This is a genomic window from Ensifer adhaerens (assembly GCF_028993555.1).
GTDB classification, from domain to species: Bacteria; Pseudomonadota; Alphaproteobacteria; order Rhizobiales; family Rhizobiaceae; genus Ensifer; species Ensifer adhaerens_I.
In genome coordinates this window covers 1177899-1199627 of the sequence record NZ_CP118610.1, presented here as the reverse complement: position 1 = coordinate 1199627, position 21729 = coordinate 1177899, and the positions used below count along the sequence as shown (strand labels likewise).

Sequence of the window (21729 nt, the reverse complement as noted above, 5' to 3'; positions counted from 1 at the left end):
ACTCAACCGGGAACGTGTGATGACCCACCTCCTTCTCGTCGGCGCGGGCGGCGCCGTCGGCTCGATCCTACGCTATCTGGTCGGCCTTTGGGCGATCCGCCGTCTCGGGGCCGGTTTTCCGTGGGGCACACTCTGGGTCAACGTGACCGGCTCGTTCCTGATCGGCGTGTTGGCGGAGGTCATCATGCGCAAGTTCGGCGCCTCGCCTGAAATGCGCGTCTTCCTGATCACCGGTGTTCTGGGAGGCTATACGACCTTTTCCGCCTTTTCGCTGGACGCTATCACGCTTGCCCAGCGCGGCGATGTCGTGCTTTCGGTGATCTATGTCATCGCCAGCGTCGTGCTTTCGATCCTCGCGGTCTTCAGCGGGCTGGCTCTGATGCGCGCAATAGTCTAAAGGCTGCACTTACAGGCGCTGCGTATCCGAAGGAAACGCGGCGCATTGCTGCATTGGCCTTCAACCGTTTTTCGCTTCGAGGGCGTTGTCATGCAGCAGACAAGGATTGCGGCAGCCTTTGCGCCCCTGAAGCGTCTTCCTTGCGTCCAGTTCGGCGCGAGGGCTTCGGACGAATGCGCGGTGCTGCGAAAATAGGAAGCAGGTTCGTTCAATGGCAGGCATAGAACACAGACAGGTGGACGGTGACGAGGCTGGCATGCGCCTCGACCGCTGGTTCAAGGTACATTTTCCGGGGCTCGGTTTCGGTCCGCTGCAGAAGCTCTTGCGCTCCGGGCAGATTCGGGTCGACGGCGCGCGCGCCAAGTCCGATACCCGCATTCAACCGGGCCAGACGATCCGCATTCCGCCGCTTGGTGTCGATTCCAAGGAAACGAAGACCGGCCCGATCGCCGGGCGCGACCTTCGGAATTCGCCAGACGGAGAGTTGCTGTCGCGCATGGTGTTGCACGAAGACGCCAAGGTGATCGTGCTCAACAAGCCAGCCGGTCTCGCTGTGCAGGGTGGCTCAGGCGTCAACAGGCATATCGACAAGATGCTCGAAGCCTGGACCAATCAGAAGGGCGAAAAGCCGCGTCTGGTGCACCGGCTCGACCGTGACACCTCGGGCGTGCTGGTAATCGCCCGTACCCGCGGCGCCGCCCAGAAGCTGACCGCCGCTTTCCGCGAGCGCGACACCAAGAAAACCTATTGGGCATTGGTAAAGGGCGTGCCGCGCAAACGCGAAGACAGGATTTCCACGTGGCTCGTCAAGGAGCAGACGCCGGACGGCGACCGCATGCGCATTGGCAAACACGGTGACGACGGCGCCGACCACGCGATCTCCTACTATCGCGTCGTCGAACAGGCCGGCCAGAACCTTGCCTGGCTGGAGATGGAACCCTATACCGGCCGCACCCATCAGCTGCGTGTGCATGCCGCCCATATCGGGCATCCGATCATCGGTGATCCCAAGTATTTCGAGGCGGACATCAACTGGTCGTTCCCCGGCGGCATGCAGAACCGTCTGCACCTGCATGCTCGGCATATCGACATTCCGCATCCCGACGGCGGTCGTCTTCAGGTCACTGCACCGCTGCCGCCGCATATGGTGCAGAGCTGGAACCTGCTCGGCTTCGACGAAAACACCGCCAACGAGGAAGACTGATGAAACTGGCGCTCTTCGACTGTGACGGTACACTGGTCGACAGCGGCGGCCTGATCCATGAGGTGATGGCACGCACCTTCGAGGCGTTCGATCGCGAGCGCCCGGAGATCTCTGCCACTAAAGGCATCATCGGCCTGACACTCGATATCGCCATTGCCCGGTTGCTTGGCCGAGAGCATGTCGACGACGTGGCACTGGCGATGACTGCGCACTACAAGTCGATCTTTGCGGGCGTGCGCAGCGAAGCCGGCTTCCAGGAGCTCTTGTTTCCGGGCATCGCCAACATGATGCAGACGCTTTCGTCGCGCAACGAACTGCTGATCGGGGCTGTCACCGGCAAATCGCGGCGCGGCCTCACCCACATCTCCGAAACCCACGGTTTCGACAGGATCTTCTTCGTGTCGCGCACCGCCGACGACTGCCCTTCCAAGCCGCACCCGGCGATGGTGACGGAGTGCTGTTCGGAAGCGGGCATCGATGCGAAGGATACGGTCGTCATCGGCGACGCGATCTACGACATGCAGATGGCCAAGGCCGCGGGAGCGGCCGCCATCGGCGTTGCCTGGGGCTATGCCTCCGTTCCCGATCTCATCGAGGCGGGTGCCGATTTCGTCGCCCGAACACCGGCCGACATCATTGAATGGATGGAACACAATCATGCCTGATATTCGCGACGAACTCAGCGGTGCGATGAGCCACGAAGATCCAGTCCGCCGCGCGCAGATCCAGATGCTGAAGCCTCTGCCGAAGCGTTTCTACAAGGAGGTCAGCGTCGCTGCGGCGGAGGGAGACACGCACGCTGTGCTGCTCGACGGCCGCACGGTGCGCACGCCGGCAAAGCAACCGCTTGCCGTACCGACGCGCAAGCTTGCCGATATGCTGGCCGCCGAATGGCAGGCACAGGCCGAGGTCATCGATCCCGCCCGGATGCCGATCACCCGCATCGTCAACACGGCGCTCGATGGTGTTGCGAAAGACCAGCGCTCGGTGTTCGACGACATCCTGCGCTTTGCCGGGACAGACATGATCTGCTATCGCGCCGACAGCCCGGAAGGCCTGGTCGCACGCCAGAACGAGATCTGGAATCCGGTGCTCGACTGGGCACAGCAGACGCTGGGTGCCCGCTTCATCCTGGCCGAAGGCGTTATCCATCAGGAGCAGCCGGAGGAGGCCCTTTCGGCCTATGCCGAGGGCCTGCGCGCTTTCGCCACGCCGCTCGGTCTCACCTGCATTCACACGGTGACGAGCCTGACCGGCTCGGCCCTGCTGGCGCTTGCCTTCGCATCCGGCAGGCTGACGGCCGAAGAGGCCTGGACAGCCGCGCATGTCGACGAAGACTGGCAGATTGAGCACTGGGGAACCGACGAGGAAGCCTTCCGCCGGCGCGAAAACCGCTGGCAGGAAATGCAGGCGACAGCCGCGGTTCTGGACGCCCTGCGCTAAGAGACAACGCGACATCGCTATAATGCGATCGTGGGCTGCGCGTTTTTGAAGACGCGCAGCCCACTTCTTTTTCCAACTATCGTTTTGAGCTCCTGACGCTACGTCAGGGCGCTACGCTGCGTTAGGCGGCGAGCTTCAGACCGGCAATGCCGCTGACGATGAGCGCGATGCAGCCGAGGCGGACAATTGTCGCCGGCTCTGCAAACAGGAAAATGCCGAGGATGACGGTACCGACCGTGCCGATACCCGTCCAGACCGCATAGGCCGTGCCGAGCGGCAGAGTGCGGACCGCGAGCCCCAGCAACGCGATGCTGAGAATCATCGATCCGACAGTGAGGATCGTCGGCGTGACGCGCGTGAAGCCATCCGTATATTTGAGACCGATTGCCCAGCCGATTTCGAGGATACCGGCGAGCAGAAGAAGGAACCAGGCCATGTCAAACTCCTAGATTTGGAGCGAGGCCGTCCCCGCGGATGTTCGGTATCGAAGTTCGATCCGTGCAGCCGTCTGCAATGCGGGTTCTATCTCACACTCCAGTACCAACAGCAAGGCAGCCACCGGCAGATCAGCGTTGCGCCGGCGGCAAAGCTAAACCAAATGGGGCAATCCTTGAACCCTGAAAACCCGGGTGTTCTTGGCCAAACATTATACGAACGCAGCCGTCCCGCATTTTCCCGAATCTGCGCTAGGGAGCACTGCGCTCCCGGCGAAGCTTCGCCCACCATTCCAGGCGCTTGCGGATTTCTCGCTCGAAACCACGCTCCGGCGGATCATAGTACGTCTGGCGCCCCATCTTTTCCGGAAAGTAGTCCTGGCCGGAAAAGGCGTCCGGCTCGTCGTGATCGTAGCGATATCCGTCACCGTAGCCTTCGCCCTTCATCAGCTTGGTCGGTGCGTTGAGGATATGCTTCGGCGGCAGCAGCGAGCCGTTTTCCTTCGCAGAGCGCATCGCAGCCTTGTAGGCGGTGTAGACACCATTCGACTTCGGTGCAGTCGCCAGATAGACGCAGGCTTCGGCGAGCGCCAACTCACCCTCCGGCGAGCCGAGATAGTCGTAGGCATCCTTGGCGGCATTGCAGATCACCAGTGCCTGAGGGTCGGCAAGACCAATATCTTCAACCGCCATGCGCACCAGCCGCCGCCCAAGATAAAGCGGGTCCTCGCCTGCATCGAACATGCGGCAGAGATAGTAAAGCGCGGCATCCGGATCGGAACCACGTACCGACTTGTGCAGCGCCGAGATCAGGTTGTAGTGACCGTCCTGGCCCTTGTCGTAGACCGGCGCTCGGCGCTGGACGATGTTCTGGAGGGCTGCCACGTCGAAGATCTCATCGCGCCGCGCGGCGCGCCAGACTTCTTCCGCCAGCGTCAGCGCCGCCCGACCGTCGCCATCGGCCATGCGGATCAGACTCGCGCGGGCGTCGGCATCGAGCGGCAACGGCTTGCCCTCCGCCTGCTCCGCACGGGAGAGAAGCTCCTGGATACTGTCCTCACCGTGCGGCTTGAACGTCAGCACGCGAGCGCGGGACAACAGAGCTGCGTTGAGCTCGAAGGATGGGTTCTCGGTCGTCGCGCCGACGAGGATGACGGTGCCATCCTCCATCACGGGCAGGAAGCTGTCCTGCTGGGCACGGTTGAAGCGGTGGATCTCGTCGACGAAAAGCAGGGTCTGGCGGCCCGACATGCGCCGGGCGCGCGCCGACTCAAACACTTTCTTGAGATCGGCGACACCGGAAAAGATGGCCGAGATCTGTTCGAAGGCGAGGCCCGCCTCCCCCGAAAGCAGACGCGCGACGGTCGTCTTACCGGTGCCGGGCGGCCCCCAGAAGATCATCGAGCCAAGGGAGCCTGACGCGATCATGCGCGACAGCACGCCATCATCGCCGGTCAGGTGCTCCTGGCCGGTGACTTCTGCGAGCGTCCGCGGACGAAGCCGGTCGGCAAGCGGCCTTGCGGATGCCATCTCAGGTGGTTCGTGTGCGCTAAACAGATCGCTCATCGGAAGAACTGACGGATGAGTTGGCCGTCCCGCTCGATCTCGACGCGCCAGAAGGAGGCATCGTCGGCCATCACATGCTCCAGGGTCTTGGACGTGTCGATCGACGTGCCGTTGACTGAACGCACGATGTCCTTCGGCTCGAGGCCAATGCGTGCGGCCGGCGAACCGCGGTTGACCTGCATGACGACGACGCCCTGGAGCGAAGTCGACATGCGCAACTCGTCAGCGAGACGTGGCGACAGATTGGCAACGACCGCACCGGCGAAGGGGTTGCGGCCTTCGATCAGCCGTTCGTCACGTGGCGAGGTCTCAGGCGCTCGATCGAGCTTGAGCGTCACATCACGCGGCTTGCCGTTTTCCGACACAGTCACACGCGCTTCGTGGCCGATGCCAACCGTCGTCAGGCGGTAGCCGAGCGCATCCGGATGTTCGACGTCGATACCGTTGACGGCGGTGATCACCTGGCCGGGCTTGATGCCGGCCTGTTCGGCTGGGCCACCCGCCACGACGGCGGTCACCAGCGCGCCACGGGCGCGATTGAGGCCAAGGGCCTCGGCCACTTCCGAGGTCACCGGCTCGAAGCTGGCGCCGATGAAGGGACGCACGAAGGCGCCGTTGCCGCCTTCGGCCGACGCAACGAAGACCTTCACCAGATTGGCGGGGATGGCAAAACCGACGCCGTTCGAGCCGCCGCCCTTGGAGAAGATGGCGGTGTTGATGCCGATGAGCTCGCCGTCCATGTCGATCAGGCCGCCACCGGAATTACCCGGATTGATCGCCGCATCCGTCTGGATGAAGAAGCCGAAATCGCCTGATGAAACCTGGTTGCGCGCGAGCGCAGAGACGATGCCGCTCGTCACCGTCTGGCCGACGCCGAAGGGATTGCCGATCGCCAGAACAAGATCGCCGACTTCGACCGCATCGGAATCGCCGAGCGGGACGATCTCGAACGGACCTTCCGACTGGATCTTCAGCACGGCCAGATCGAGTCGGTCATCCTTGAGCACGATCTTGCAGGGAAACTCGCGGCCGTCCGCCAACGCCACCTTGATGTCGTCGGCGCCCTCGATGACGTGGTTGTTGGTCACGACGATCCCGTTCTTGCCGACGATCACGCCGGAGCCGAGCGAGGATTGCTTTTCCGAGCGGTTCGGCATGCGCTGGCCAAAGAACTCCTCGAAGAAGGGATCACCGGAAAAAATCGAGCGGCGCTCGACGACACGTTCGGCGTAGACGTTGACGACTGCATTTGCGGTCTGCTTGACGAGCGGCGCGAAGGAAAGCTGCATTTCGGTGCGCGACTGGGGAACCGTCTTGGCCTCCTCAGCCAATGCCGGACAGGCAAGAGAAACGGCAATGACGAGCGCGACAAGCGCTCTTTGACCAACGATCATGTGAAGCATTCTCCTATTCGTCACGGCTACGTTCAGATAGGATTTCGCGGGAAAAAAGGCAAATGTTGGCGCAGGATACGCAAAGCTGCCGGCTTCACGCGCTACGCACGAAAACGTGGTTCCGCACCCCTTTCACGGTGATCGAAAGTCTGGTGAGTTCGTACAAGACAGGGCTCATAAATCACTCACGGATAAGACCATGCCATCCTACCGTCCGCCACGAATCGTTTCTTCCGAAATCACGCCGGAAAGCATCTTCATCAATCGACGCGCCTTCCTTGGTGCGGCTGCCGGCGGCGCCCTTCTTGCAAGCAGTGGCACGGGGTTGGCGGCGGCGTTGAGCGCACCGAAAAGCAAATACGTCGTCGATGAGGATCTGACACCGGAGGCCGACGTCACGGGCTACAACAACTTCTATGAATTCGGGACCGGCAAAGGCGATCCGGCCGCCAACTCGAGCAGCTTCAAGCCGACTCCCTGGACCGTGAAAGTTGATGGTCTCGTCGGCAAGCCGAAGGAATTCGGGCTTGAGGAACTGCTGAAGTTCCCCATAGAGGAGCGCGTCTATCGCATGCGCTGCGTCGAGGCATGGTCGATGGTAATCCCCTGGACCGGCTTTCAGCTTTCGACCCTGCTCGACAAGGTGGAGCCTCTTGGCAGCGCCAAGTATGTCTCGTTCGAGACCGTCGTGCGACCGGCCGAAATGTCCGGTCAGTCCGGCTTCTTCCAGCCGTTGCCCTGGCCCTACCGGGAGGGCTTGCGACTCGATGAGGCGCGCCACCCACTTACGCTTCTTTCCGTCGGCGTTTACGGCAAGACGCTTCCCAATCAGAACGGCGCGCCGATCCGGCTGGTCACGCCCTGGAAGTATGGCTTCAAGGGGATCAAATCGATCGTGCGCATTTCGTTGACGGAAACGCAACCACCCTCGACCTGGAACCTCTCAGCCCCCAACGAGTACGGCTTCTACGCCAACGTCAACCCGGCGGTCGACCATCCGCGTTGGAGCCAGGCGACGGAGAACCGCATCGGCGGCGGGGGCTTCTTCGGCTCCAACCGGCGAGACACCCTGCCCTTCAACGGCTACGCCGATGAGGTCGCTGGCCTCTATGCCGGCATGGATCTGAGGGCGAACTATTGACGAGCGTCCGCCTCCCCGCATTGCCGAAACGTTTTCACTCGGCCTCGGTCTGGGCGCTCTACGGATTCGGCCTGTTGCCGGCAGCCTACGCCTTCTACCTCGGCGCCACGGGTCAACTGCCCGGCAACCCGGTCAAGGAGTTCGAACATCTGCTTGGTATCTGGGCGCTTCGCTTCCTCGTCGCGACCCTGGCGATCACACCAATCCGCGACCTTCTCGGAATCAATTGGCTGCGCTACCGCCGGGCACTCGGGCTACTCGCCTTCTACTACGTGCTGATGCACTTCCTCGCTTACATGCTGCTCGATCAGCGGCTAAATTTCTCGGGCATCCTCGCCGACATCGCCCGCCGCCCGTTCATCACCATCGGCATGGCAGCCCTCGTGATGCTGATCCCGCTGGCGCTGACCTCCAACAACTGGTCGATCCGCAGGCTCGGCCCACGATGGAATACGCTGCACCGACTTGCCTATGTGATCGCTGCCGCCGGCGCTTTGCATTTTTCCATGTCGGTCAAGGTCGTGGGCCCCGAACAGATGCTCTATCTGGGCCTGGTCACCGTGCTGCTCCTCTGGCGTCTGGTGCGCAGGCCTTATCTCAGGCGCAAGCGCCAGACGACCGGCGCACCGGCGAGAGCGATCCCGGGAAAGGTCTAAGATACGGACGGCACTCTGGCTGATTGGGGGCGAGCCCATCTCCGCATTGCCCCGTCAGCTTTGCGTCGTGATGCCGATGTTGGCGAGCACACTCGCCAGACTGTCGCGGACGAAGCCGGTTGTGTTACCCATGTCCTCCGCTGCTCATTCAATCTGGAGGCGTACATGTCCAGCAACAACCCAATAGTGGATGCAGTCGCAGATTCTTTGAAGCCACATGGCTTCCGGAAGAACGCGAGGAGCTGGTACCTTGAGAGCCCCGAGACCATTTTGATCGTCAACGTCCAGAAGTCTCAGTTCGGGAACCAGTTCTATTTGAATTGCTCTGTCGTGTTCCGATCGATATCGACCGTTGCACGACCTAAGGAGTATCACGGGGACATCCGCTTCCGGCTTGAAAGTGTTCTTTCCCCCAGCGAAGCTGAGTTGTGCGTGAAGCTTCTCAATCTAGAAAACGAGTTGTTTTCAGACGAAGAGCGCCAAGCGAAATTTGCCGGGCTCTTCGCGCGTGCTTTGCCGCTTCTGTTTCGATGCAGAACGGAAGCCGGTGCCGCCGAAGCCCTATTCTGCAAGGCGCTGCCGGATTGGATGCTGAACAGGGCCGGCGCCGAGCTTCTTCATCGCGCCGCTACATGTTCGCCAACGTGAACATACTCGCGCTCAAAGGCGCGATGAATGCGCGGCTCGGGCTGCCAACAAAATATTTATGCGTCGGCTTAGAACGTGCTCGGCCGTTCAATATCCAAACTCAGCAATGCAAAGATGCGGGCAACCCATAAAAAAGCGGCCGGGTGATTGCCACCCGGCCGCTTTGATTTCACTGCCTTCGATCGGCTCAGGCTGCTTCAGCAGCTTCAGCTTCGGCGGCAACGCGGGCGAGGTCCTTCGCGCCCTTGGCCGAAACGTCGCGGTCAACGAATTCGATGACGGCGAGCGCGGCATTGTCGCCGTGACGGAAGCCAGCCTTCATGATGCGCAGGTAGCCGCCGTTGCGGGTGGCGTAGCGCGATGCGATCGTGTCGAACAGCTTCGAAACGACAGCGGCGTCGCGGATCTGCGAGATCGCCTGACGGCGAGCGTGCAGGTCACCGCGCTTGCCGAGCGTGACGAGCTTTTCGACGATCGGGCGGATTTCCTTGGCCTTCGGCAGGGTCGTAACGATCTGCTCGTGTTCGATCAGCGAAGCTGCCATGTTGGCAAACATCGCCTTGCGGTGGCTGGCGGTTCTATTCAGCTTGCGGCCGGCTTTACCGTGGCGCATGGCTATTCTCCTTCACTTGCAGGCATTCGCCCGCAGTCAATGGTTAGTATTGGTCTTCGTAACGCTTGGCGAGATCTTCGATGTTCTCTGGCGGCCAGGACGGCACTTCCATGCCGAGGTGCAGGCCCATGGAAGCGAGAACTTCCTTGATTTCGTTCAGCGACTTGCGACCAAAATTCGGTGTGCGGAGCATTTCTGCTTCGGTCTTCTGAATGAGGTCGCCGATGTAGACGATGTTGTCGTTCTTCAGGCAGTTGGCCGAACGGACCGAAAGTTCCAGTTCGTCGACCTTCTTGAGAAGCGCCGGGTTGAAGGCGAGTTCGGTGACTGCCTCTTCCTCTGCTTCCTTCTGCGGCTCGTCGAAGTTGACGAAGACCGACAGCTGGTCCTGAAGGATGCGGGCCGCAAAAGCGATCGCATCTTCACCGGTGACGGAACCGTCCGTCTCGATGGACATCGTCAGCTTGTCATAGTCAAGAACCTGGCCTTCGCGGGTGTTTTCCACCTTGTAGGACACTTTCTTGACCGGCGAGTACAGGCTGTCGACCGGGATCAGGCCGATCGGAGCATCTTCCGAACGGTTGCGATCGGCCGGTACGTAGCCCTTGCCGTTGTTGACGGTGAACTCCATGCGGATTTCCGCGCCCTCGTCGAGGGTGCAGATCACATGGTTCGGGTTGAGGATTTCGATATCGCCAACCGTCTGGATGTCACCGGCGGTAACAACGCCCGGACCCTGCTTGCGCACGACCATGCGTTTTGCGTCGTCGCCATCCATCTTGATGGCGATTTCCTTGATGTTGAGCACGATGTCCGTCACATCTTCCCGGACGCCCGGGATAGAGGAGAACTCGTGCAGGACGCCGTCGATCTGCACTGCGGTGACTGCAGCACCGCGCAGCGACGACAAAAGCACGCGGCGAAGCGCGTTGCCGAGCGTCAGACCGAAGCCGCGTTCAAGCGGTTCCGCAACCAGCGTTGCCTTGGTGCGGCCGGAGGAGACGAACTCCACCTTGTTCGGCTTGATCAGTTCCTGCCAATTCTTCTGGATCATGTTTTCTGCCTTCCGTTCGTTGCCACCATTCAATCGTGACAACCGAGCCCCGAAGACCGGGAGAGCGCGGATACGCCCTCACCGGCATGTTGAATGCATATGATCAGACGCGGCGCTTCTTGCGCGGACGGCAGCCGTTGTGCGGTATCGGGGTCACATCGCGGATCGAGGTGATCATGAAGCCCGCAGCCTGCAGCGCGCGAAGAGCGGATTCACGGCCGGAACCCGGACCGCAAACTTCGACTTCAAGCGACTTCATGCCGTGTTCCTGAGCCTTCTTGGCGCAATCTTCAGCGGCGATCTGTGCGGCAAACGGGGTCGACTTACGCGAACCCTTGAAACCCTTGGCACCGGCAGACGACCAGGCAATCGCGTTGCCCTGTGCGTCGGTGATGGTGATCATGGTGTTGTTGAACGACGAATTGACGTGCGCGACGCCAGACGTGATGTTCTTGCGTTCGCGGCGGCGAACGCGGGTGGCTTCCTTGGCCATAGGATCCCTTTCTTAGATCTCTGCACCGCCGTAATTCCAGCGGCTCCACCGGGAAAAGGATTTATCGTCCCCTGCCCTGCATCTTCATTTCCCCGCCGAGCGGAAATCCACTCCGCGGACTTATCACCGGTCAAAGGACCGGACAGCGGTCAGGCAAGCGCCCTTCCAAACTGCAAAAGGAGGCCGGCGCTTGACGCCAGCCTCCCAATCTCCCTTTTCGGGAAATTACTTCTTCTTACCGGCAATCGCCTTCGCCGGACCCTTGCGGGTACGGGCGTTGGTGTGGGTGCGCTGACCGCGAACCGGCAGGCCACGACGGTGACGCAGGCCGCGGTAGCAGCCGAGGTCCATCAGGCGCTTGATGTTCATCGAGGTCTCACGACGCAGGTCACCTTCGACCTGGTAGTCGCGGTCGATCGTTTCGCGGATCTGCAGGACTTCAGCGTCCGTCAGCTGATGCACGCGACGATCAGCCGGGATACCGACCTTTTCGATGATTTCCTGTGCGAATTTCGGGCCGATCCCGTGAATGTAGGTCAGCGCAATAACTACGCGCTTTGCCGTCGGGATGTTGACGCCAGCGATACGTGCCACGTCTATTCTCCTTGCGTTCCAGTTGCCATCCGGCAATAGGTGCTTCGTTACGCGACCTCGAAGAGCCGCACGTTGATTGAGGTTCGAGACACGTCAAAAACGACCGTACTCGGACTTCATTTTCTTTGAAGACCGCGCCGATCGCTCCCATGTCGCGAGTTGGCGCTGTCTTTGGCGGAATCGGCCGGAAAAGTCAACTCCCCGGCAGTTCCTTTTCGGCAAAGACCAGTGTCTAAGCCAGAATCTTCTCGATCTCTGCGGTGACGGCGGTCACATCCGCCATACCATCGACCGTTCTCAGCTGACCGGTACCGGCGTAGTGCTCGGAGAGCGGTGCCGTCTTTTCCCGGTACTCCGTCAGTCGACGCTTGAAGGCTTCCGGATTGTCGTCAGAACGAACCGTGCCTCCCGCAGCGATGGTTTCCGCTACGCGATTCTCCATCCGCTTTACAAGGGCTGCCTCGTCGACCTTCAGCTCGATGACCGCATCGAGCTTCAGACCCTTGCCCTCGAGCATCTTGCCGAGTGCTATCGCCTGCGGAACGGTACGCGGGTAGCCATCGAGAATGAAACCCTTCGCACAGTCCGCCTGGTCGATGCGGTCCGACACGATTTCATTGACGATCTCGTCGGACACCAGCTGACCGGCATCCATGACCGCCTTGGCACGCTTGCCAACCTCGGTCGCCTGGGCAACGGCGGCCCGCAGCATATCACCTGTGGAAAGCTGCGGAATGCCGTATCTCTCCGTCAGAAGCTTGGCCTGAGTCCCCTTGCCAGCGCCCGGCGGTCCCAAAAAAATCAGTCTCATCGTCCCCTCTTTCCTCCGCGCAGCTTCGACTTCTTGATCAGCCCCTCATATTGCTGTGCGATGAGGTGGCCCTGGATCTGTGCTACCGTATCAAGGGTCACGCTGACAACAATCAAAAGCGACGTACCACCAAGGTAGAACGGCACACCGGTCTGCGAAATCAGAACTTCCGGCAGAATGCAGACGAATATCAGGTACGCCGCGCCGATGACCGTAATGCGCGTCAGAACGTAATCGATGTACTCTGCGGTGCGCTCGCCCGGACGGATGCCCGGAATGAAGCCGCCGTGCTTCTTGAGATTGTCGGCCGTATCCTTCGGATTGAAGACGATTGCCGTGTAGAAGAAGGCGAAGAACGCAATCATCGCACCGTAGAGGACCATGTAGAGCGGCTTGCCGTGACCAAGCGAGCCAACGATGGTGGTCGCCCAGCCCGGCAGCGTCGCCGTGTTGGCAAAGCCCGCGAGCGTTGCCGGCAACAGCAGCAGCGAGGACGCGAAGATTGCCGGAATAACGCCCGAAGTGTTGAGCTTCAGCGGCAGGTGCGAGGTGTCGCCCTGGAACATGCGGTTGCCGACCTGGCGCTTCGGATACTGGATCAGAAGCCGGCGCTGCGCCCGCTCGACGAAGACGATAAGCGCGATGACGCCGACGACCATAACGATGATCGCGAGAATGAGAGGCGTCGAAAGCGCGCCGGTGCGGCCTAGTTCAAGCGTACCGGCAAGAGCCGTCGGCAGATGCGCGACGATGCCTGCAAAGATGATCAGCGAAATGCCGTTGCCGATACCGCGCGAGGTGATCTGCTCACCGAGCCACATCAGGAACATGGTGCCGCCGAGCAGCGAAATGACGGTCGAAATGCGGAAGAACCAACCCGGATCGTTCACGAGGCCGTTGCCACTCTCAAGGCCGACGGCGATGGCATAAGCCTGCGCCGTGCCCAGAAGCACCGTGCCGTAACGGGTGTACTGGTTGATGATCTTGCGGCCCTGCTCGCCTTCCTTCTTCAGCTGTTCCAGCGCCGGAACGACCGAGGTCATCAGCTGAACGATGATCGAGGCAGAGATATAGGGCATGATGCCGAGCGCGAAGATCGCCATGCGCTCAACTGCACCGCCCGAAAACATGTTGAAGAGACCAAGAATGCCGCCGCTCTGGCCGCGGAATGCCTGGGCAAACGCGTCCGGGTTAAGACCGGGCAGCGGAATATAGGTGCCAAGACGGTAAACCAGAAGCGCACCAAGCGTGAACCAAAGACGTTTCTTCAGATCTTCCGCCTTGGCGAAAGTCGAGAAATTCAGGTTCGAGGCGAGCTGTTCCGCTGCAGAAGCCATGCAATTCTCCGCGTACCAAATCTCGGAATCAGCGGGAACACCCGGTCCGTTCCGGAAGGAGTAACTTTTCGTATTGAAAACCGGACGCGAGGCGATTGTGTCTGCAATCGGATGCCTCACCGTGGTTTCCGCTATGTCCGCTTGCGGCAAGCGATTCGCCGGCTGCGGACGTGAGGCTCACATATGGGAGCAAAACCGCCCGGAGTGAAGCACCCCGGGCGGTTCATCAATAATATTATTCAGCAGCAGCTGCGAGCAGCTTGACCGAACCGCCGGCCTTTTCGATCTTTTCGATTGCCGACTTGGAAGCGCCAGCAACTTCGATCGAGACCTTCGCCTTCAGTTCGCCGTCAGCGAGAACGCGAACGCCGTCCTTTTCGCGACGGATGACGCCAGCAGCCTTGAGGGCAGCCGCATCGACGGTCTTGGAAGCGTCGAGCTTCTTGGCGTCGATTGCCGTCTGGATACGGCCGAGCGACACGACAACAAACTCCGAAGCGAAGATGTTGTTGAAGCCGCGCTTCGGCAGACGACGGTAGATCGGCATCTGGCCGCCTTCGAAGCCGTTGATGGCAACGCCCGAACGAGCCTTCTGACCCTTGACACCGCGGCCGGCGGTCTTGCCGGAGCCCGAGCCGATACCACGGCCGAGACGCTTGCGGCTGTGGGTCGAGCCTTCGTTGTCCTTGATTTCATTCAGTTTCATGAGCGTATCCCCCTCACTTCTCGTCGACGACGCGAACGAGGTGCTGGACGGTCCGGATCATGCCGCGAACAGACGGAGTGTCTTCCAGCGTGCGAACCCGGTGCATCTTGTTGAGACCCAGGCCGATAAGCGTCTGACGCTGTACGGCCGGACGGCGAATGGGGCTACCGATCTGTTCGACGGTAACCGTCTTCTTGGCAACTTCTTTCTTAGCCATCTGTCAGCTCCCTTATTCTTCGGAAGCAGCGCCGGAGGAAACACGACGAGCCTGGAGCGTTGCATACTTGATGCCGCGCTGAGCTGCGATGTCCTTCGGGTGCATCTGGTTCTTGAGGGCGTCGAAGGTTGCACGAACCATGTTGTAGGGGTTCGACGAACCGGTCGACTTGGCAACGACGTCATGAACGCCGAGCGTTTCGAAGACGGCGCGCATCGGACCACCGGCGATGATACCGGTACCGGGCTTGGCCGAACGCAGCAGCACCTTGCCGGCGCCGTGACGGCCATGAACGTCGTGATGCAGGGTGCGACCACCACGCAGCGGGACGAAGATCAGGTCGCGCTTGGCAGCTTCCGTGGCCTTGCGGATGGCTTCCGGCACTTCGCGTGCCTTGCCATGGCCGAAGCCAACGCGGCCCTTCTGGTCGCCAACGACGACGAGAGCGGCGAAACCGAAACGACGACCGCCCTTCACCACCTTGGCGACGCGGTTGATTGCTACGAGCTTGTCGACAAATTCGCTGTCGCGCTCTTCGCGGTTCTGGCGATCTTCGCGAGAACCCTTTCTTTCCTGTGCCATTGTCCTTTTCCTTTTTCTTTTCCGGGTGCAATCGGCAGATTGACAAAAGTCGCCCCCGTCCGATGGATCGGATGCGACCGGAAACCTATGAGAGTGCCGGGCGGGCACAAAGCCCGCCTGGCAACCGATCAGAAGTTCAGACCACCTTCACGTGCGGCATCGGCCAAAGCCTTGATGCGGCCGTGATAGATGAAGGCGCCACGATCAAAGACAACGTCCTTGACGCCAGCCTTTACGGCCCGCTCAGCGATGAGCTTGCCGACGGCAGCAGCTGCTGCCGTGTCAGCGCCCGTCTTCAAAGACGAACGCAGATCGGTATCGAGCGTGGAGGCAGACGCAAGCGTCTTGCCGGCCACGTCGTCGATGACCTGTACGTAGATGTTCTTCGACGAGCGATGAACCGACAGGCGCGGGCGGCCATTGGCGACCGCCTTGATTTGACGGCGCACGCGGTTGGCGCGACGCACAAGAGTATCTTTCCTGCTAGCCATTTCGCGTGATCCTTACTTCTTCTTGCCTTCTTTGCGGACAATCCGCTCTTCGGCATACTTGACGCCCTTGCCCTTGTAGGGCTCGGGGCCACGGTATTCGCGGATTTCCGCGGCAACCTGGCCGACCTGCTGCTTGTTGATGCCGGACACGATGATTTCGGTCGGCTTCGGAACAGCAATCGTGATGCCTTCCGGCGTCTGGTAGACGACGTCGTGGCTGAAACCGAGCGCGAGCTGCAGGTTCTTGCCCTGCATCGACGCACGATAACCAACGCCGTTGATTTCGAGCTTGCGCTCGTAACCGTCCTTGACGCCCTTGAAGATGTTCTCGATCATCGTGCGGGACATGCCCCACTTCGAACGAGCATCCTTGCTCTGGCTGAGCGGCTGTACGACAACCGCGTTTTCTTCGAGCTTTACCGAGACTTCGTCGTTTGCAACGAAGAACAGTTCGCCCTTCGGGCCCTTCGCCGTTACCTTCTGGCCATCAACGCTTGCCGTGACGCCTGCCGGAACCTGAACGGGCTTCTTACCGATACGAGACATTTTTATACCTGTCTGTTCGCTATGGAGAACTCTGCTACACCTTCCTTAGAAGACGGAGCAAAGGATCTCGCCACCAACATTCTGTTCGCGTGCCTGATGATCGGCCATCACGCCCTTCGGGGTCGAAAGGATGGTGATGCCGAGGCCGTTCGCGACCTGCGGAATGGACTTAACCGAGACATAAACTCGGCGGCCCGGCTTGGAAACGCGTCCGATCTCACGGATTACGGAAGCGCCTTCGTAGTACTTCAGTTCGATGTTCAGCTCGGCCTTGCCGTTGCCAAATACGACTTCAGAGTACCCACGGATGTAGCCTTCAGCCTGAAGGACATCCAGAACACGTGCGCGGAGCTTCGAAGCCGGCGTGGAAACGCTCGACTTGCGGCGAGCCGCGCCGTTACGGATACGGGTGAGCATATCGCCCAGCGGATCAGTCATTGCCATGTGCCCGTCTCCTTACCAGCTCGACTTGACGATGCCCGGCACCTTGCCGAGATTGCCCAGTTCGCGAAGCGCAATACGCGACATACGAAGTTTACGATAGTAGGCGCGCGGACGGCCGGTGACTTCGCAGCGGTTGCGAATGCGGGTCTTGGATCCATCACGCGGCAGAGCTGCCAGCTTGATGGTTGCCTTGAACCGCTCTTCGATCGGCAGAGACTGGTTCATGATGATTGCCTTCAGCGCGGCACGCTTCGAAGCTTGCCCGGCAACCAGTTTGCGGCGGCGCTTGTTCTTTTCAACTGCGCTCGTTTTCGCCATTACAGTTATCCTTCTTTACGCTTGTCGTTACGGATTACTGACGGAACGGGAAGTTGAACTCTGTGAGCAGAGCGCGAGCTTCGTCGTCGTTAGTTGCCGTCGTGCAAACGATGATGTCCATGCCCCACATCTGATCAACCTTGTCGTAGTTGATCTCAGGGAACACAATGTGTTCCTTGACGCCCATGGCGAAGTTGCCACGTCCGTCAAAAGACTTCGGATTGAGGCCACGGAAGTCGCGAACGCGCGGAAGCGCAATGTTCACGAGGCGATCCAGGAACTCAAACATCCGAACGCCGCGCAGGGTAACCTTGGCACCAATCGGCATGCCTTCGCGAAGCTTGAAGCCTGCGATGGAGTTGCGAGCGCGGGTGATTACCGGCTTCTGGCCAGCAATTGCAGCGAGGTCGGCAGCGGCAACGGACGGCTTCTTGCTGTCGCCCGTCGATTCGCCAACACCCATGTTGATGACGATCTTGTCGAGACGCGGGATCTGCATTTCGTTGGCGTAGGAGAACTTCTCCTGCATAGCCGCACGAATACGCTCGACATATTCCTTCTTGAGCCGGGGCTCATAAGCGGACTTAGCCATCGATCACTACTCCCGAACGCTTGGCCACGCGGACCTTCTTGTCACCGTCGATCTTGAAACCGACGCGGGTCGGCTTGCCGTCCTTCGGATCGGCAATCGCGATGTTCGAAAGATGGATCGAGGCTTCCTTGTTGATGATGCCGGCTTCCTGGCTCTGGGTCTGGCGCTGGTGACGCTTCACCATGTTGACGCCACGCACAACAGCCCGGTCTTCCTTCGGCATGACCTGGACGACTTCGCCGGTACGGCCCTTGTCCTTACCGGTGAGAACGACGACTTTGTCGCCTTTGCGAATCTTTTGCATCTCTCAACGCTCCCTTAGAGTACTTCTGGAGCCAGCGAGATGATCTTCATGTGGTTCTTGGCGCGAAGTTCGCGCGGAACCGGTCCGAAGATACGGGTGCCGATCGGCTCTTTCTTGTTATCGATAAGAACGGCTGCGTTGGTGTCAAAGCGGATGACCGAGCCATCCGGACGGCGGATGTCCTTCGCAGTGCGAACGACAACAGCCTTCATGACATCACCCTTCTTTACGCGGCCGCGCGGAATGGCTTCCTTGATCGAAACGACAATGATGTCGCCGACCGACGCATACTTGCGCTTGGAGCCGCCCAGCACCTTGATGCACATGACACGACGTGCGCCGGAATTATCCGCCACGTCGAGGTTTGTTTGCATCTGAATCATGTCAGGTCGCCTTCTTGTTGTTACCAGGCCGGTTGGGTCGAAACCCCCTCGCCCGGCTTATAGTGCTCATCTCAAAGCAAAAGAACGCCCGGAATCGAGCGTTCCCCTGCTTCAATTGCGTGCTTCATACAGGTATTTGCCCAAGACGCAAGGGTCTTCAGGTCAAAACCTGCAGAAATCAAGCGTGGGCGGCGACGACCGTCCAGCGCTTATCCTTCGAGATCGGCGCGCATTCCTCAATGGAAACAACGTCACCAACCTTGTACTGGTTGTTTTCGTCGTGCGCCTTGTACTTCTTCGAGCGACGGACGGTCTTCTGGAGGATCGGGTGCGCAAAACGGCGCTCGACCCGGACGACGACAGTCTTGTCGTTCTTGTCGCTGACAACAGTGCCCTGCAGAATGCGTTTCGGCATATTTTCTGGTCCTTAGGCCTTGGCTTCTGCCGCCTTCTGGCGGGCAATGGTTTTGACGCGTGCGATGTCCTTGCGGACTTCGTTGATACGCGAAGACTTCTCGAGCTGGCCGGTTGCCTTCTGGAAGCGCAGGTTGAACTGCTCCTTCTTCAGCTTGGCAAGCTCTTCGTTGAGTTGATCGGCGCTCAGAGCGCGAACTTCTACGGCTTTCATGAGTTCACTCCTTACTCTGCGATACGCTGCACGAAGCGCGTCTTGACAGAGAGCTTGGCAGCGCCAAGACGAAGTGCCTCACGGGCAAGTTCTTCGCTGACACCATCGATCTCAAACATCATCCGGCCAGGCTTGACCTTGCATGCCCAGTATTCGACCGAACCCTTGCCCTTACCCATGCGGACTTCCGTCGGCTTGGCGGTTACGGGAACGTCGGGGAACACACGGATCCAGACGCGGCCGGCGCGCTTCATGTGACGCGTGATCGCGCGGCGGGCCGCTTCGATCTCGCGCGCATTGACGCGGTTCGGCTCTTGAGCCTTCAGGCCGAATTCACCGAAGGCAAGATCAGAACCGCCCTTGGCTACGCCCTTGATGCGGCCCTTGAACTGCTTGCGATACTTCGTACGCTTTGGCTGCAACATTTTTTTACTTCTCCGATATTGGCTGCCAAACGCGAATGTTACGCGTTTTCACGACGGCGGTCACGATCGCGGTCGCGATCACGGCCGGACGGGCCCTGGTTGTCACTTTCGATCGCGCGACGCTCAGAAGCCATCGGATCGTGCTCAAGGATTTCGCCCTTGAAGATCCAGACCTTGATGCCGCAGATACCGAAGGCGGTTTCCGCTTCAGCCGTGCCGTAGTCAATGTCCGCGCGCAACGTGTGCAGCGGAACGCGACCTTCGCGGTACCATTCGGTACGAGCGATTTCGGCGCCACCGAGACGACCGGCGCAGGTGATCTTGATGCCTTCGGCGCCAAGACGCATGGCCGACTGAACAGCGCGCTTCATCGCACGGCGGAAAGCCACGCGGCGCTCGAGCTGCTGGGCGATCGACTGGGCAACGAGCGTTGCGTCAACTTCCGGCTTGCGTACTTCAACGATGTTGAGGTGCGTTTCGGAGTTGGTCATCTCGGAAAGCTTCTTGCGGAGCTTTTCGATGTCGGCGCCCTTCTTGCCGATGATGAGGCCCGGACGAGCCGAGTGGATCGTGACGCGGCACTTCTTGTGCGGACGCTCGATCACCACCTTGGCGATGCCGGCAGCCTTCAGTTCTTCCATCAGGTAGGCGCGGATCTTCAGGTCTTCATGAAGAAGCTGGCCGTATTCGGCGTTGTCCGCGAACCAGCGGCTATCCCAGGTCCGGTTGATGCCAAGACGGAACCCGATTGGATTAATCTTCTGGCCCATTATGCGGCCTCCCCTTTGGCTTCCACTTCACGAACGACAATCGTCAAGTGAGAGAACGGCTTTTCGACACGCGATGCACGGCCGCGACCACGAGCGTGGAAGCGCTTCATGACGATCGACTTGCCAACGTAAGCTTCTGCAACGACGAGCGAATCGACGTCGAGATCGTGGTTGTTCTCTGCGTTTGCGATGGCAGATTCAAGGGTCTTCTTGACCGTTTCTGCGATGCGCTTGCGGGAGAACTCCAGTTCGGCCAGAGCGCGGTCGACCTTCTTGCCGCGGATCATCGCGGCAACCAGGTTGAGCTTCTGGGGGCTGACGCGGATCGTGCGCGCAACTGCCTGCGCCTCATTATCCTTCAGCCGGCGTTCGGCTTTTGCCTTGCCCATTGTTACTTCCTCTTTGCCTTCTTGTCCGCGCCATGACCGTAGTAGGTCCGGGTCGGAGAGAATTCGCCAAACTTGTGACCGACCATGTCTTCATTGACGCTGACCGGAACGTGCTTGCTGCCGTTGTAGACGCCGAAGGTGAGGCCGACAAACTGCGGAAGGATCGTGGAGCGGCGGCTCCAAATCTTGATCACTTCGTTACGACCGCCTTCGCGGACCTTCTCAGCCTTCTTGAGAAGATAACCGTCAACGAACGGACCTTTCCATACTGAACGAGTCATTCGAGACTTCCTCTCTTACTTCTTCTTCTGGTGCCGCGAGCGCATGATGAACTTGTCGGTCGACTTGTTCGAGCGCGTACGCTTGCCCTTCGTGGGCTTGCCCCACGGGGTAACCGGGTGGCGACCACCCGAGGTACGGCCTTCACCACCGCCGTGCGGGTGGTCAACCGGGTTCATGACGACGCCGCGAACGTGCGGACGCTTGCCGCGCCAACGCGAACGACCAGCCTTACCGTCATTGATGTTGCCGTGATCGGGGTTCGATACGGCGCCGATCGATGCGAGGCAGGAACCGTGCACGAGACGCTGTTCGCCCGAGTTCAGACGAAGGATCGCCATGCCCTGGTCACGACCGACGAGCTGCGCGTAGGTACCGGCCGAGCGAGCCATCTGGCCGCCCTTGCCCGGCTTCATTTCCACGTTGTGGATGATGGAGCCAACCGGGATGTACTGCAGCGGCATCGTGTTGCCGGGCTTAACGTCAACGGCCTTCTCCGAAGCGATGACCTTGTCGCCGGCAGCGAGACGCTGCGGAGCGAGGATGTAGGCCTTTTCGCCGTCGGCGTAGTTGACGAGCGCGATGAAGGCGGTGCGGTTCGGGTCGTATTCCAGACGTTCGACCGTGCCTTCAACGTCGAACTTGCGACGCTTGAAGTCGACCAGACGGTAGGTACGCTTGTGACCGCCGCCCTGGAAGCGAACGGTGATGCGACCGAGGTTGTTGCGACCGCCCTTGGAGGACAGGCCCTCGGTCAGCGCCTTGACCGGCTTGCCCTTGTAGAGACCAGCCCGGTCAACGATGACCAGCTGGCGCTGGCTCGGGGTCGTCGGATTGAAACTTTTCAATGCCATTTTCTTGTTCCCTTTT

General features: G+C 60.2%; 33 protein-coding genes. 7 read left to right on the top strand and 26 right to left on the bottom strand.

Annotated elements, in window-relative coordinates:
* The first annotated feature begins 19 nt into the window (after positions 1-19).
* The 4 genes from crcB to PWG15_RS05805 all read left to right on the top strand — a co-directional run bounded on the left by crcB (position 20) and on the right by PWG15_RS05805 (position 3044).
* Positions 20-397, top strand: coding sequence for a fluoride efflux transporter CrcB (crcB, locus tag PWG15_RS05820; protein ID WP_275023503.1), 378 nt, complete (start codon positions 20-22; stop codon positions 395-397).
* Positions 398-608: 211 nt separating this feature from the next.
* The gene (locus tag PWG15_RS05815) at positions 609-1601 is read left to right on the top strand and encodes an RluA family pseudouridine synthase (protein ID WP_275023502.1); all 993 of its coding nucleotides are present in this window, start codon (positions 609-611) and stop codon (positions 1599-1601) included.
* Positions 1601-2266 (top strand): HAD-IA family hydrolase, encoded by a 666-nt coding sequence (locus PWG15_RS05810; RefSeq protein ID WP_275023501.1) that lies wholly within the window; start codon positions 1601-1603, stop codon positions 2264-2266. Before PWG15_RS05815 ends, PWG15_RS05810 begins: the two co-directional genes overlap by 1 nt.
* Entirely contained in the window at positions 2259-3044 is a 786-nt protein-coding gene (locus PWG15_RS05805) for an ATP12 family chaperone protein (protein WP_275023500.1), read from the top strand. The genes PWG15_RS05810 and PWG15_RS05805 overlap by 8 nt, the downstream gene beginning before the upstream one ends.
* Positions 3045-3165: 121 nt before the next feature.
* On the opposite strand, the gene sugE is transcribed toward PWG15_RS05805, so the two are convergent.
* The 3 genes from sugE to PWG15_RS05790 form a co-directional block, all read right to left on the bottom strand.
* On the bottom strand, positions 3166-3480 hold the full coding sequence (gene sugE, locus PWG15_RS05800; RefSeq protein WP_275023499.1) for a quaternary ammonium compound efflux SMR transporter SugE: 315 nt from the start codon (positions 3478-3480) through the stop codon (positions 3166-3168).
* Between the two features lie 250 nt (positions 3481-3730).
* Complete coding sequence (locus PWG15_RS05795) at positions 3731-5044, bottom strand: replication-associated recombination protein A (protein ID WP_275023498.1); 1314 nt, start codon at positions 5042-5044, stop codon at positions 3731-3733.
* Positions 5041-6438, bottom strand: a complete 1398-nt coding sequence (locus PWG15_RS05790) for a DegQ family serine endoprotease (protein WP_275023497.1) — start codon at positions 6436-6438, stop codon at positions 5041-5043. The genes PWG15_RS05795 and PWG15_RS05790 overlap by 4 nt, the downstream gene beginning before the upstream one ends.
* A 199-nt stretch (positions 6439-6637) precedes the next feature.
* Between PWG15_RS05790 and msrP the strand changes: the two genes are divergently transcribed.
* From msrP to PWG15_RS05775, 3 genes are all read left to right on the top strand, one after another.
* Entirely contained in the window at positions 6638-7579 is a 942-nt protein-coding gene (gene msrP / locus PWG15_RS05785) for a protein-methionine-sulfoxide reductase catalytic subunit MsrP (protein WP_113541383.1), read from the top strand.
* Entirely contained in the window at positions 7576-8235 is a 660-nt protein-coding gene (msrQ, locus tag PWG15_RS05780) for a protein-methionine-sulfoxide reductase heme-binding subunit MsrQ (RefSeq protein ID WP_113541384.1), read from the top strand. Before msrP ends, msrQ begins: the two co-directional genes overlap by 4 nt.
* 165 nt (positions 8236-8400) lie before the next feature.
* The gene (locus PWG15_RS05775) at positions 8401-8883 is read left to right on the top strand and encodes a DUF4304 domain-containing protein (RefSeq protein ID WP_113541385.1); all 483 of its coding nucleotides are present in this window, start codon (positions 8401-8403) and stop codon (positions 8881-8883) included.
* A gap of 187 nt (positions 8884-9070) precedes the next feature.
* Here the strand turns inward: PWG15_RS05775 and rplQ are convergent, their stop codons facing one another.
* From rplQ to rplB, 23 genes are all read right to left on the bottom strand, one after another.
* A complete protein-coding gene (rplQ, locus tag PWG15_RS05770) occupies positions 9071-9496 on the bottom strand; it encodes a 50S ribosomal protein L17 (RefSeq protein ID WP_057255585.1) in 426 nt (141 codons plus the stop codon).
* 43 nt (positions 9497-9539) lie between these two features.
* Positions 9540-10550: a DNA-directed RNA polymerase subunit alpha gene (locus PWG15_RS05765; RefSeq protein WP_034795592.1), complete on the bottom strand. Its 1011-nt coding sequence runs from the start codon at positions 10548-10550 to the stop codon at positions 9540-9542.
* Between the two features lie 103 nt (positions 10551-10653).
* Positions 10654-11043 (bottom strand): 30S ribosomal protein S11, encoded by a 390-nt coding sequence (rpsK, locus tag PWG15_RS05760; protein WP_003536496.1) that lies wholly within the window; start codon positions 11041-11043, stop codon positions 10654-10656.
* 225 nt (positions 11044-11268) lie between these two features.
* Complete coding sequence (gene rpsM / locus PWG15_RS05755) at positions 11269-11637, bottom strand: 30S ribosomal protein S13 (protein WP_034795586.1); 369 nt, start codon at positions 11635-11637, stop codon at positions 11269-11271.
* Positions 11638-11869: 232 nt separating this feature from the next.
* Complete coding sequence (locus tag PWG15_RS05750; RefSeq protein WP_275023496.1) at positions 11870-12448, bottom strand: adenylate kinase; 579 nt, start codon at positions 12446-12448, stop codon at positions 11870-11872.
* Complete coding sequence (secY, locus tag PWG15_RS05745) at positions 12445-13785, bottom strand: preprotein translocase subunit SecY (RefSeq protein ID WP_275023495.1); 1341 nt, start codon at positions 13783-13785, stop codon at positions 12445-12447. Before secY ends, PWG15_RS05750 begins: the two co-directional genes overlap by 4 nt.
* A gap of 235 nt (positions 13786-14020) precedes the next feature.
* A complete protein-coding gene (gene rplO / locus PWG15_RS05740) occupies positions 14021-14491 on the bottom strand; it encodes a 50S ribosomal protein L15 (RefSeq protein WP_057255582.1) in 471 nt (156 codons plus the stop codon).
* A 13-nt stretch (positions 14492-14504) separates the two neighbouring features.
* Entirely contained in the window at positions 14505-14708 is a 204-nt protein-coding gene (gene rpmD / locus PWG15_RS05735; RefSeq protein WP_057255581.1) for a 50S ribosomal protein L30, read from the bottom strand.
* Positions 14709-14720: 12 nt separating this feature from the next.
* Positions 14721-15290, bottom strand: a complete 570-nt coding sequence (gene rpsE, locus PWG15_RS05730) for a 30S ribosomal protein S5 (protein WP_275023494.1) — start codon at positions 15288-15290, stop codon at positions 14721-14723.
* Positions 15291-15418: 128 nt separating this feature from the next.
* Complete coding sequence (gene rplR, locus PWG15_RS05725) at positions 15419-15781, bottom strand: 50S ribosomal protein L18 (protein WP_043623388.1); 363 nt, start codon at positions 15779-15781, stop codon at positions 15419-15421.
* A 12-nt stretch (positions 15782-15793) separates the two neighbouring features.
* Positions 15794-16327: a 50S ribosomal protein L6 gene (gene rplF / locus PWG15_RS05720; RefSeq protein ID WP_043623391.1), complete on the bottom strand. Its 534-nt coding sequence runs from the start codon at positions 16325-16327 to the stop codon at positions 15794-15796.
* A gap of 45 nt (positions 16328-16372) precedes the next feature.
* Positions 16373-16771 carry a 30S ribosomal protein S8 gene (gene rpsH, locus PWG15_RS05715; RefSeq protein ID WP_025426677.1) on the bottom strand — a complete coding sequence of 133 codons (399 nt, stop codon included), beginning with the start codon at positions 16769-16771 and terminating at the stop codon, positions 16373-16375.
* A gap of 12 nt (positions 16772-16783) precedes the next feature.
* Positions 16784-17089 (bottom strand): 30S ribosomal protein S14, encoded by a 306-nt coding sequence (rpsN, locus tag PWG15_RS05710; RefSeq protein ID WP_275023493.1) that lies wholly within the window; start codon positions 17087-17089, stop codon positions 16784-16786.
* Between the two features lie 34 nt (positions 17090-17123).
* Positions 17124-17681, bottom strand: coding sequence for a 50S ribosomal protein L5 (gene rplE, locus PWG15_RS05705; RefSeq protein WP_077961503.1), 558 nt, complete (start codon positions 17679-17681; stop codon positions 17124-17126).
* Positions 17674-17985, bottom strand: coding sequence for a 50S ribosomal protein L24 (gene rplX / locus PWG15_RS05700; RefSeq protein WP_025426674.1), 312 nt, complete (start codon positions 17983-17985; stop codon positions 17674-17676). The genes rplE and rplX overlap by 8 nt, the downstream gene beginning before the upstream one ends.
* 14 nt (positions 17986-17999) lie before the next feature.
* Positions 18000-18368, bottom strand: coding sequence for a 50S ribosomal protein L14 (rplN, locus tag PWG15_RS05695; protein WP_034795548.1), 369 nt, complete (start codon positions 18366-18368; stop codon positions 18000-18002).
* A gap of 178 nt (positions 18369-18546) precedes the next feature.
* Positions 18547-18783 carry a 30S ribosomal protein S17 gene (rpsQ, locus tag PWG15_RS05690; protein WP_034795546.1) on the bottom strand — a complete coding sequence of 79 codons (237 nt, stop codon included), beginning with the start codon at positions 18781-18783 and terminating at the stop codon, positions 18547-18549.
* A gap of 12 nt (positions 18784-18795) precedes the next feature.
* Entirely contained in the window at positions 18796-18996 is a 201-nt protein-coding gene (rpmC, locus tag PWG15_RS05685; protein ID WP_057255575.1) for a 50S ribosomal protein L29, read from the bottom strand.
* 11 nt (positions 18997-19007) lie between these two features.
* Positions 19008-19421 (bottom strand): 50S ribosomal protein L16, encoded by a 414-nt coding sequence (gene rplP, locus PWG15_RS05680; protein ID WP_011975175.1) that lies wholly within the window; start codon positions 19419-19421, stop codon positions 19008-19010.
* A 38-nt stretch (positions 19422-19459) separates the two neighbouring features.
* Positions 19460-20191, bottom strand: a complete 732-nt coding sequence (rpsC, locus tag PWG15_RS05675) for a 30S ribosomal protein S3 (RefSeq protein WP_275023492.1) — start codon at positions 20189-20191, stop codon at positions 19460-19462.
* The gene (gene rplV, locus PWG15_RS05670; RefSeq protein WP_034795534.1) at positions 20191-20580 is read right to left on the bottom strand and encodes a 50S ribosomal protein L22; all 390 of its coding nucleotides are present in this window, start codon (positions 20578-20580) and stop codon (positions 20191-20193) included. Before rplV ends, rpsC begins: the two co-directional genes overlap by 1 nt.
* Before the next feature lie 2 nt (positions 20581-20582).
* A complete protein-coding gene (gene rpsS / locus PWG15_RS05665) occupies positions 20583-20861 on the bottom strand; it encodes a 30S ribosomal protein S19 (RefSeq protein ID WP_018239488.1) in 279 nt (92 codons plus the stop codon).
* Between the two features lie 15 nt (positions 20862-20876).
* Positions 20877-21713, bottom strand: a complete 837-nt coding sequence (rplB, locus tag PWG15_RS05660; protein ID WP_057255572.1) for a 50S ribosomal protein L2 — start codon at positions 21711-21713, stop codon at positions 20877-20879.
* Between the last annotated feature and the right edge of the window lie 16 nt (positions 21714-21729).